This window comes from Parvibacter caecicola (genome assembly GCF_003725335.1).
GTDB classification, from domain to species: domain Bacteria; phylum Actinomycetota; class Coriobacteriia; order Coriobacteriales; family Eggerthellaceae; genus Parvibacter; species Parvibacter caecicola.
In genome coordinates, this window is record NZ_QIBY01000050.1 from 1 (window position 1) to 580 (window position 580).

At 64.0% G+C, this 580-nt stretch carries 1 protein-coding gene; it reads left to right on the forward strand.

The features are described from left to right. Nucleotides 1-86: 86 nt before the first annotated feature. Nucleotides 87-580: rod shape-determining protein (locus DMP11_RS10120; protein WP_211329104.1), on the forward strand; the 494-nt coding region annotated here is incomplete at its 3' end.

Below are 580 nucleotides of genomic sequence, written 5' to 3' on the forward strand. Positions count from 1 at the left end.
CCCCTCGTGGATTTTCAACGCCGGGGCAACGCCTGTGCTAGAATGCGTTTTTACTTGGAATACGAGAATTCAAGGGGTTTGCCTCTATGTCCTTTTTAGACGCGTTCTCCGGGCTGACCGGCCAAATGTCTACGGACATGGCCATCGACCTCGGGACTGCCAATACACTGGTCGCCATCACGGGCGATGGCATCGTCATCAACGAGCCCTCCGTCGTCGCCATCGAGAAGAGCACGCACCGGGTGCTCGCGGTGGGCCATGAGGCGAAGAACATGATCAACCACACGCCCGAGGCGTTCTCGGCCGAGCATCCGCTCAAGGACGGCGTCATCGCCGACTACGACGTGACGGAGGCCATGCTCTCGGCGTTCATCAACAAGGCCGCCGTGCGCAAGTACCCGTGGCAGGCGAAGCCCCGCATCGTCATCTGCATCCCGTGCGGCGCCACGTCGGTGGAGAAGCGTGCGGTGTTCGAGGCCGCCATCCAGGCCGGCGCGCGCCAGGCCTACCTCATCGAGGAGCCCATGGCCGCGGCCATGGGCGCCGACCTGCCCGTCACCGAGCCCACGGGCTCCATGGT